Here is a 10,039-nt window from a genome sequence, read left to right on the forward strand (position 1 = left end):
TTTATGGCATTAACGGTGCAGCGATTGCATTTCTTATTATTCAGACCCTATTCTTTGTTTTAACTTGGATTTTAGCAGCTAAGGTTTTTCCTATGCCTTGGTTTTATTTTTTAAGAGGTAAAGAAAATGCTTAAACTTATTGGACGATCTGAGCCTCTATTTGCTCAAGACTTAAATGTTAATAGTGATTACCTTGCCGAAACTGTTTCTAACTCAAAGTTTCTAGTTCTCGGCGGAGCTGGCTCCATTGGTCAAGCAGTCGTTAAAGAAATATTTAAACGTAAACCAAAAAAATTGCACGTTGTCGATATCAGTGAGAATAATTTAGTTGAGCTGGTTCGTGATATTCGCAGTTCATTTGGCTATATTGATGGTGACTTCCAGACTTTTGCACTGGATATAGGTTCAATTGAGTATGACGCTTTTATTCAAGCAGATGGTCAGTTTGACTACGTATTAAACCTTTCAGCGTTAAAGCATGTGCGTAGTGAAAAGGATCCTTATACCTTAATGCGTATGATTGACGTTAATATTTTTAATACAGACAAAACACTGCAGCAATCTATAGAAAGTGGTGTTAAAAAGTACTTTTGTGTTTCTACAGATAAAGCAGCTAACCCGGTAAATATGATGGGAGCTTCAAAGCGCATCATGGAAATGTTCTTAATGCGCCGCAGTCTAGAAATCGATATATCTACTGCTCGTTTTGCCAATGTAGCATTCTCTGATGGATCCTTATTACATAGCTTTAATCAGCGTATTGAAAAACGCCAACCCATTGTTGCGCCTAATGACATTAAAAGGTATTTCGTCACTCCGCAGGAGTCTGGTGAGTTGTGTTTGATGTCTTGTATTTTTGGCGAAAATAGAGACATTTTTTTCCCCAAGTTAAGCGAAAATCTTCATCTTATTTCTTTTGCAGATATTGCTATCAAATACTTAAAACAAAAAGGCTATGAGCCAGTTTTATGTAGTAGTGAAGATGAGGCACGTGAACTTGCCAAAACGCTTCCGGAACAAGGCAAATGGCCCTGTTTATTCACAGGTAGCGATACTACTGGCGAAAAAGACTTCGAAGAATTCTTTACCGATAATGAAATGTTGGATATGCAGCTATTTAATAACCTTGGTGTCATTAAGAATGAAGCTATCTTTGACTCTGGCTTACTTACAGAGTTTGAAACCAGCATTCAAAGTATGAGAAACAAACGTGCTTGGGATAAACAAGCTCTTGTTTATCTTTTTTTTAAGATGATTCCGGATTTCGGTCATAAAGAAACTGGAAAATATCTTGATAGCAAAATGTGAGAATAACATGCAAATGGAACTTATAAAGTTAGTCCGAGATATTTACTCGACCAACGAATTCATACCTCTACATGCGCCTAATTTTTCGGGTAACGAGCAGAAGTATGTTACAGAAACCATAACCAGCACCTTCGTCTCAAGTGTCGGCAAGTTTGTGGATGAGTTTGAACAAAAAGTCCAACAAGTAACTGGGTCGGCAAAAGCTATAGCAACTGTCAATGGTACTGCTGCACTTCACTCAGCATTATATTTAGCAGGTGTACGAGTCGGCGACCTAGTGATTACGCAAGCACTGACTTTTGTTGCCATTTGTAATGCATTATATCATATGGGTGCTAAACCCATTCTTATCGATATAGAACGTAAAGCATTTGGCCTGTGCCCTGTAGCTACAGAGCAATGGCTATCTGAAAATGCTTTTATAGATGAAGAAGGTCAGTGCCGTCAAAAAGTTACTAAAGCTGCTATCAAAGCAGTTATGCCAATGCATACCTTCGGCCATCCCGCTCAAATTGATGAGCTATTAACAGTGTGTCAAAAATGGAACCTCACTTTAATAGAAGATGCAGCAGAAAGCTTAGGTTCGTATTACAAAGGCAAGCATACGGGTACCTTAGGACGCTTTGGTGCTTTAAGCTTTAATGGTAATAAAGTTATTACCACGGGCGGAGGTGGTATGATTCTATGCCAGAATCAAGAAGATGGTTTTAGAGCAAAACATATCACTACCACAGCAAAAGTTCCTCATCCTCATGAGTTTTATCATGACGAGGCAGGATTTAACTACCGTATGCCTAATCTGAATGCAGCCTTAGGCTGTGCACAAATTGAACAATTAGAAGCAAAACTTGCCAGCAAACGCCTTATAGCAGAGCAGTATTTACAGTTCTTTGAAAACACTGATTACTGCTTTGTAGTGGAACCTGAATATGCTCATTCTAATTATTGGTTAAATGCTGTCGTTTGTCCTGATGCAAGCGCTCGTGACTCTTTGTTAGAGACTACTAATAAGCAAGGGGTTATGACTCGCCCTGTCTGGCAATTAATGCATCGCTTACCTATGTTTGCTAATGAGTTAAAAGGCAACTTAACTAACTCTGAATGGGCAGAGGCTCGACTTGTGAACTTACCTAGCTCTGCATTTTTGAGAGAGTTTTAATGAATAATAAACCTGACAGTATTATTTTAATAGGCGGTGGCGGCCATTGTCACAGTGTTATAGATGTAATAGAGCAGCAAGCAATATACCAAATTGCTGGTATTGTAGATTTAGAAGAAAATATAGGGAAATTAATACTAGGATATCCTGTCTTAGCTACTGACAATGAATTAACGGAACTATTTGATACATATAAAAATGCAATAATTACTATCGGACACATTAGAACGAATACATTACGCATTAACTTATATGAACAATTAAAGCTTATTGGTTATAATTTACCTGCAATTATATCGCCTCTAGCTTATGTATCTAAACATGCAGAGATAGGTAGTGGTACTGTAGTTATGCATCACGCGTTAGTTAATGCTAACGCAAAAGTAGGGGAAAATTGTATTATTAATACGAAAGCACTCATTGAACACGATGCTATTGTCGAAAACAATTGTCATATTGCCACTGCCAGTGTTATTAATGGCAGTGTTAATGTTAAACAAAATTCATTCATAGGTAGTAACGCTACGAGTAAACAAGGTGCTACCCTAACAGGGTTTACTAAAGCCGGAGGAGTTGCTTTATGAAGAAAGTTTTTATTATAGCTGAAGCAGGCGTGAATCATAATGGTTCCTCAGATATTGCTAAAGAATTAATTGATGCAGCCGTGAAAGCAGGAGCTGACGCAGTTAAGTTTCAAACTTTTAAAGCAGCAAACCTAGTTAGTAAAACTGCTCAAAAAGCTGATTATCAAAAACAAACAACTGATGTAGAAGAAAGTCAGTTTGAAATGATACAAAAACTTGAACTAGATGTTGATGCCCATAAACAATTGATTTCTTATTGCAAGCATAAAAATATTTTATTTTTATCAACGCCTTTTGATCACGAAAGTATTGAGTTACTTCATAAGTTGGGTTTAGAGGTATTTAAGATACCTAGTGGTGAAATTACAAACTTGCCTTATTTGCGACATATCGGTAGCTTAAATAAAAGAGTTATACTTTCTACAGGTATGGCAAATTTAGGAGAAATAGAAGCAGCCATTAATGTAATTATACAGGCAGGCTCTAATCGCAAAAATATAACTATCTTACATGCTAATACCGAATATCCCACGCCAATGAAAGATGTTAATCTTAAAGCAATGGTTACTATAGGTAACGCCTTTAATACTAACTATGGCTATAGTGACCATACGCTAGGTATTGAAGTACCTATAGCAGCGGTTGCGTTAGGAGCAAGCATTATTGAAAAACATTTTACCTTAGATAAAAATATGCCGGGGCCTGATCATAGAGCTAGTTTAGAGCCACACGAGCTGATCTCTATGATACAAGCCATACGTAACATAGAACAGGCTTTAGGTAGTACTGTGAAAAAGCCGAGCCCTAGTGAGGCAAAAAATAAATCCATTGCTCGTAAATCATTAGTAGCTAAAACTAGTATAAAAGAAGGGGAGTTTTTTACCGAAGAAAACCTAACTATTAAACGCCCTGGTACTGGCATTAGTCCCATGCGATGGGATGAGGTTATAGGCACTAAAGCAGTTAATAACTACCAAGAAGATGATTTAATATGAAAAAAATCTGTGTAGTGACAGGTACACGTGCAGAATATGGTTTACTTTATTGGTTAATGAAAGGGATTCAAGCAGATCGATGTTTTGAACTTCAGCTGATTGTTACAGGTATGCATTTAAGTCCAGAGTTTGGTTCAACTTATAAAGAAATAGAAAAGGAATTTAAGGTTAACAAAAAGATAGAGATGTTACTATCATCAGATACTGCAATTGGCATCTCAAAATCAGTAGGTTTAGCACAGATCAGTCTTGCTGAGTCTTTTGAAGACTTACAGCCTGATCTAGTTATCCTTCTTGGTGATCGCTACGAGATTTTTGCTGCAAGTAGTGCTGCCATGATTGCGCGTATTCCAATTGCGCACATTCATGGTGGAGAGACTACCGAAGGGGCTTTTGACGAAGCAATACGTCATAGCATTACCAAAATGAGTCATCTGCACTTCACCGCTACGGAGCAATACCGCAATCGAGTAATTCAACTAGGAGAAGATCCAGAGCGTGTGTTTAATGTGGGCGGAATGGGTATTGAAAATATTAAACGTCTCAAACTTCTTGATAAAGAAGAGTTTCAAAGGTCTATTGATTTCAAGCTAGCTGAAAAAAATCTCTTAATTACTTTTCATCCGGTAACACTTGAAAAGTCAACTGCACGACAACAGTTTATAGAGCTTTTAGAAGCTTTAGATGAGTTGGAGGATACACATCTAATTTTTACTAAAGCTAACAGCGATACTGATGGTCGCATTATAAATAAACTAATTGACGAATATGCAAATGCAAATTCATTTAAAGCGAAAGCTTTCACCTCATTAGGTCAATTAAGATACTTGAGCGCATTACAGTTTATGGATGCAGTAGTTGGTAATAGCTCTAGTGGTCTTGCAGAGGCTCCAAGCTTTAAGATTGCCACAGTAAATATTGGTGATAGACAAAAGGGCAGAATAAAAGCCACGAGTGTGATTGACTGTGATCCTGATAAAGCCTCTATTACTAAAAGTTTAAAAGAGGTTTATGATTTAGAAATGAAGAAAATATTAGAGCAATCTGAAAATCCCTATGGAGATGGATTAGCTTCATTAGAAATAATCAATATTATTAAAAAAACTAACATCGATAATCTTTTGAAAAAAAAGTTTTATGATCTATGAAATAGACTATTTGGGTAAAAAATAAACCAAAGGAATTAATAAATGAAATATTGTACGCAATGCGTCATGCCTAGCACACGTCCTGGGATAACTTTTGACGAGAAGGGAGTTTGCGCAGCTTGTCAAACTTACGAAAAACGTAAAGAAGTGAATTATGGAGAACGTTGGAAAGAACTAGAACGTTTATGTAATAAATATCGTGGAATGAATGGTCCTGATGGTTACGATTGCATGATCGCCGTCTCAGGTGGAAAAGATAGCCATTTTCAAGTTTATACTTTTAAAGAAAAGTTAGGAATGAATCCTTTACTTGTATCTGTAGAAGACAACTTCCCGATGACAGATGCTGGAATGCATAATGTAAAAAATATATCTGAAGCTTTTGGTTGTGATATAATTTCGATAAAACCCAACTTAAAAGCGCAAAAAATGATAGGTCGTTATACTTTTGAAAACTACGGTAAACCTACTTATTTTATTGATCGTTATATTTATACTTATCCTCTTCATATGGCTTTAAAATTTAATACTCCATTATTAGTATATGGAGAGAATGTAACCTATGAATATGGCGGCGAAAATGCAATTGAAACCTACTCAGCAAAAGAGCAGATTAACAATGGAGTAGGAAGTGGTATTTCTAAAGAAGAGATAGTAAGTGTCGGTATAAGCCCCAAAAGTCTAAATTTTTTTGAACCACCTATCCAAGAAGATTTAGATAAATTGAATCCTATTTATCTTAGTTATTTTGTAGAGTGGAATAGCTTTACAAATTATGAAGTTGCTAAAAAAAATGGTTTTCATGATTTAACACATGAGTGGAAAAGAACCCACCATATTGAGCAGTTTGATCAAATTGAATCTCCTGCCTATTTAATTCATTCTTGGATGAAATATCCAAAGTTTGGTCATGCTTCGGCAACTGATTATGCAGCTAGAATGATTAGATATGGAATGATAACTAGGAAAGTTGCATCGGAGTTAGTAAAGACTCATGATCATGCACTAGATCCTAGATCTATAAGAGAGTTTTGCCGCTTCTTTGGCTACAGTGAGCAGGAGTTTTGGCGAATTATAGATCAGCACTATAACCAAGAGTTATTCACTAAAAACTCTAAGTATAGTGATTGGTTGCTTAAGCATCCTGTTTGGGAGGATTAAGCGTGCAAGATCTTCAAAATATAACTATCGAGCATACTGCTTCATTACGAGATACTATGAGAGTACTTGATAGAGGTTCTTTACGCATTGTGTTGGTATGTGATGAAGCAGACGAATTATTAGGTACAGTTACTGATGGTGATATTAGGCGCAGTCTACTGAATAATGCTAATATGAATGACTGTATTACTGAAGTGATGAATAAAACTCCCACAGTGATGCTTAATAATACAAGTATTAGTGAACGTTTAGAAATCATGAAATCACTTGATTTATTAGCTGTACCTATTATAGATGATAAAGGTGTTCTGATTGGAGTAGAAACACTCGCACAGGCTTTGAAGCCTCCTAAACGTGATAACCCTGTATTTATTATGGCTGGAGGTTTTGGTACGCGACTTCAGCCTCTAACTGATCATTGTCCTAAACCGATGTTACGGGTTGGGAATAAACCAATGTTAGAACATCTTATTAATCAATTTATTAGTTTTGGGTTTCATAGTTTTTTTGTTTCTACTCATTATTTACCAGAAGTCATACGTGATTATTTTGGTGATGGCAGTAAATGGGGCGTAAGCATTCAATACGTACATGAAGATATGCCTTTAGGTACTGGTGGGGCGCTTGGGTTGTTACCAAAAGACCGTCCTAATTTGCCAATAATTATGATGAATGGTGATGTTCTCACTAAGTTGAATTATGCACAACTACTTCATCACCATGAAGCTCATGGTTTTGATGCTACTTTATGCGTGAGAGAAGATGAGTATAGAGTACCATTCGGTGTCATTGAAACGCAAAACCAATTAATTACTAATATGGTGGAAAAACCTACTTATCGCTATAAGATAAATACTGGAATATATATTCTAAGTCCAGAGATTGTTGATAGTGTAAAAGAAAACCAACGTATAGATATACCGACACTATTAGAAGAACATAGAGCGAATAATAAACGAATTGGCACTTATACTAGTTATGACTATTGGCTAGATATTGGTCAAATGAAAGATTATCAAAAAGCCCAAAATGACATTCAAGTTTACTTTAAAGAGAGTTGATAATGTTAAATGAGAAGACTTTTCTAGCTATTATACCTGCGAGAGGTGGTAGCAAACGTTTACCTCGCAAAAATATATTGAATCTAGCTGGTAAGCCTTTGATTGCGTGGACAATAGAAGCCGCATTACAAAGTAAGTATATAGATAAAGTGTTAGTGACAAGTGATGATGATGAAATCCTAAAAGTTTCTAATAGTTATGGTGCATCAACTATAAAAAGGCCAATGCATTTATCACAAGATAACTCTACAAGCTTTGAAGCTATAAATCATGCGATAGAAAACACAGAGGAGTTTGATTATATTGTCTTATTACAACCCACTAGTCCTTTGCGTACTAATGGGCACATAGATGAAGCGATACAATTAATTTTCCAGAAAAACTCTGATGCAATAATTTCTGTTACTGAAATGGAACATAGTCCTCTATGGGCAAATACTTTACCAGAAAACAAGAGCTTAAAAGATTTTTTAAAAGAAGAAATTTTCAATAAAAGAAGCCAAGACTTAGAAACCTATTTCCGATTAAATGGTGCAATCTATATTTGTAAAACTGAAGAATTATTGTACACAGGTAGTGTTTTTCTTAAAAATAACTGCTATGCCTATCAAATGAATAATATTGATTCAGTAGATATAGATACGGAGATGGATTTTAAGTGGGCAGAGTTTTTGTATGGAACTAAAAATGATAGCTAAAATTAAAGGATATTTGAATACTCTTAAAGAAGTAAATTTTAATGATACTAGTAAATTAATAAAACCTTGCGATGTTTTACTATTTGGTCATGATGTTAATAGGGGTATAGCTCTTAATAATAAAGCATATTCACCGCTGTTAGATTCAATAAGAGATGAATTTGAAAGAAAAGGATTTAGTTGTATAACAGTTGCGCATCCTTGGTCAAGAATTGTTGGTAAAAAGGGATACGGGGACCCTATAGCGATTAATAAATCTTACTTCATATCCAGAATAGTAAGTAGATTAACAAGTAAATTGGGTTATGAACCAACTTTGAAATTATATGAAGGTATAATAAAGAAAGCTAGACCAAAATTGATCATTACTATCGGTTGTAATGACTTTTTATGTGAAGCTGCAAGAAATTTAGAAGTGTTTCATGCTGAGTTATTGCATGGCATTGGTTATAATCCAATTCCATGGAATTGGGATAAAAAAGAGAAAAAGTCTCTTCCGCAATGTATTCTTTCGTTAGATGAAGTCTCAACCCAAACTTTTTCAGAGTTGGAAAAGTATGGAGTTATTGTTAAAGAGATAGTTCATCCTTTCTTAAGAAGGTTTGAAAGCAAGTGTATTAATAATCTACCACAAGAGTGGTTGGCTCCAAACAAAAAAAATGAGTATGAAAAGGAAGTTCTAGTTTCTTTACAGTGGGGTTATACATCAGGGGTTGATGAGCTTGATTGCTTTAAGGGTTTCTTAAGTAATGGTTTGTTTTATGATGAACTAGAAGATATTATAAGAGAAACTAATAAAAATGTTTTCTGGCATTTTAGATTTCATCCAGTTCAATATTTACAAATAAAGAAATATAAAAAACTTTTCGACTTTATGGATGGATTTGTTAACAAGCATAAAAATTGTGGATGGAAAGAGTCTACATACATTCCGTTACCGAGTATACTGTCTAGATGTAGTGGACATATTACTATGTCTTCAATGACTACCTACGAGGCTGCTTACTTAGGTGTTCCTACATTAGCGTTATGCCCTTCTTTAAGGGAAACTGGTATTTATGAAGAGTTCTTTGATGATCTAGTTGTAAATGGCTATGTCAGGAAAGGTGTACTCCAAATTGATTCTACTTTAAAATGGATAAGTAATGTAGAAAAGCTAGAACCAATGTTAAATACATTGAAAGTTAACGAAAGTATTCAAGATACAATTGGTTGGTTACTTTCCCAAGAAAAAATAAATTAATTTAAAATGTAAATAAGAGCCTTTCCCAAACCTTGTGTGACTGCTTATGATCCATTAACAGGAGTGACCCCTGCCGTCAATCCCGTAGACTTAAACTTGGGAGATTTTAGTTACGCAGCTTGACGATAATAATCAAACCACACCTGTCTTGGCGATTGATAGCCCAAACCCTTTTGAATCCTCGTCTGATTGTAGTACAGCTCGATATAACTGATAATATCATTGATGGCTGTGAACCTTGTTTTATAGTCTTGATGATATACCAGCTCATTCTTTAATACACCCCAGAAGCTTTCTATCGGAGCGTTATCGAAACAGTTGCCTTTGCCTCTCATTGAGCCAATAAATTGATGCTGCTTAATGGTCTTGTGGTAGGCGTGACTGCAATACTGGCTGCCTCTATCAGAATGCACAATTAGTCCCTTGCTTGGGCGTTTATTCTTAATTGCCATGTTAAGCGCACGACATACTAAATCTGCGGTCATGCGCTTGTTAATAGCGTAGCCGACAAGCTCTTTAGTGTATAAATCTTTGACTCCAGCTAAGTACAGCCAACCTTCGTCTGTCCAGATATAAGCAATCCACTCTCCGATATAGTCGGGGCGTTTCACAACTGATAGAAGACGATGCTGTTGATGTTTGTCTCAAAGTAATTTAGTGCAAACAGCATCTTTTCATATAG

General features: G+C 35.8%; 9 protein-coding genes and 1 pseudogene. 9 read left to right on the forward strand and 1 reads right to left on the reverse strand.

Translation table 11 applies throughout. The features are described 5' to 3' along the window. The first annotated feature begins 126 nt into the window (after positions 1-126). The 9 genes from V7D75_RS11005 to V7D75_RS11045 are packed head-to-tail and all read left to right on the forward strand — an operon-like array spanning position 127 to position 9,357. Positions 127-1,308: a UDP-N-acetylglucosamine 4,6-dehydratase gene (locus tag V7D75_RS11005; protein WP_333614593.1), complete on the forward strand. Its 1,182-nt coding sequence runs from the start codon at positions 127-129 to the stop codon at positions 1,306-1,308. A gap of 7 nt (positions 1,309-1,315) precedes the next feature. After that, positions 1,316-2,467: a LegC family aminotransferase gene (locus tag V7D75_RS11010; protein WP_333614594.1), complete on the forward strand. Its 1,152-nt coding sequence runs from the start codon at positions 1,316-1,318 to the stop codon at positions 2,465-2,467. Beyond that, positions 2,467-3,051: a NeuD/PglB/VioB family sugar acetyltransferase gene (locus V7D75_RS11015; protein ID WP_333614595.1), complete on the forward strand. Its 585-nt coding sequence runs from the start codon at positions 2,467-2,469 to the stop codon at positions 3,049-3,051. The genes V7D75_RS11010 and V7D75_RS11015 overlap by 1 nt, the downstream gene beginning before the upstream one ends. Next, positions 3,048-4,046 carry an N-acetylneuraminate synthase gene (neuB, locus tag V7D75_RS11020; RefSeq protein ID WP_333614596.1) on the forward strand — a complete coding sequence of 333 codons (999 nt, stop codon included), beginning with the start codon at positions 3,048-3,050 and terminating at the stop codon, positions 4,044-4,046. Before V7D75_RS11015 ends, neuB begins: the two co-directional genes overlap by 4 nt. Further along, a complete protein-coding gene (neuC, locus tag V7D75_RS11025) occupies positions 4,043-5,194 on the forward strand; it encodes a UDP-N-acetylglucosamine 2-epimerase (RefSeq protein WP_333614597.1) in 1,152 nt (383 codons plus the stop codon). Before neuB ends, neuC begins: the two co-directional genes overlap by 4 nt. 42 nt (positions 5,195-5,236) lie before the next feature. After that, the gene (locus tag V7D75_RS11030) at positions 5,237-6,355 is read left to right on the forward strand and encodes an N-acetyl sugar amidotransferase (protein ID WP_333614598.1); all 1,119 of its coding nucleotides are present in this window, start codon (positions 5,237-5,239) and stop codon (positions 6,353-6,355) included. A 2-nt stretch (positions 6,356-6,357) separates the two neighbouring features. Continuing rightward, a complete protein-coding gene (locus V7D75_RS11035; RefSeq protein ID WP_333614599.1) occupies positions 6,358-7,416 on the forward strand; it encodes a nucleotidyltransferase family protein in 1,059 nt (352 codons plus the stop codon). 2 nt (positions 7,417-7,418) lie between these two features. Then, complete coding sequence (locus tag V7D75_RS11040) at positions 7,419-8,114, forward strand: acylneuraminate cytidylyltransferase family protein (RefSeq protein ID WP_333614600.1); 696 nt, start codon at positions 7,419-7,421, stop codon at positions 8,112-8,114. Beyond that, positions 8,104-9,357: a hypothetical protein gene (locus tag V7D75_RS11045; RefSeq protein WP_333614601.1), complete on the forward strand. Its 1,254-nt coding sequence runs from the start codon at positions 8,104-8,106 to the stop codon at positions 9,355-9,357. The genes V7D75_RS11040 and V7D75_RS11045 overlap by 11 nt, the downstream gene beginning before the upstream one ends. A gap of 110 nt (positions 9,358-9,467) precedes the next feature. Here V7D75_RS11045 and V7D75_RS11050 read toward each other — a convergent pair. Further along, a pseudogene (locus tag V7D75_RS11050) lies at positions 9,468-9,938 on the reverse strand (IS3 family transposase); the annotation flags it as partial. Positions 9,939-10,039: the final 101 nt, after the last annotated feature.

The organism is Psychrobacter sp., assembly GCF_036731945.1.
GTDB lineage: Bacteria > Pseudomonadota > Gammaproteobacteria > Pseudomonadales > Moraxellaceae > Psychrobacter.

What these genes read in the sequence shown, in the direction of transcription:
- V7D75_RS11005 (WP_333614593.1), top strand. Translation starts at nt 127, where the DNA reads ATGCTTAAACTTATTGGACGATCTGAGCCTCTATTTGCTCAAGACTTA.
- V7D75_RS11010 (WP_333614594.1), top strand. Translation starts at nt 1,316, where the DNA reads ATGCAAATGGAACTTATAAAGTTAGTCCGAGATATTTACTCGACCAAC.
- V7D75_RS11015 (WP_333614595.1), top strand. Translation starts at nt 2,467, where the DNA reads ATGAATAATAAACCTGACAGTATTATTTTAATAGGCGGTGGCGGCCAT.
- neuB (WP_333614596.1), top strand. Translation starts at nt 3,048, where the DNA reads ATGAAGAAAGTTTTTATTATAGCTGAAGCAGGCGTGAATCATAATGGT.
- neuC (WP_333614597.1), top strand. Translation starts at nt 4,043, where the DNA reads ATGAAAAAAATCTGTGTAGTGACAGGTACACGTGCAGAATATGGTTTA.
- V7D75_RS11030 (WP_333614598.1), top strand. Translation starts at nt 5,237, where the DNA reads ATGAAATATTGTACGCAATGCGTCATGCCTAGCACACGTCCTGGGATA.
- V7D75_RS11040 (WP_333614600.1), top strand. Translation starts at nt 7,419, where the DNA reads ATGTTAAATGAGAAGACTTTTCTAGCTATTATACCTGCGAGAGGTGGT.
- V7D75_RS11045 (WP_333614601.1), top strand. Translation starts at nt 8,104, where the DNA reads ATGATAGCTAAAATTAAAGGATATTTGAATACTCTTAAAGAAGTAAAT.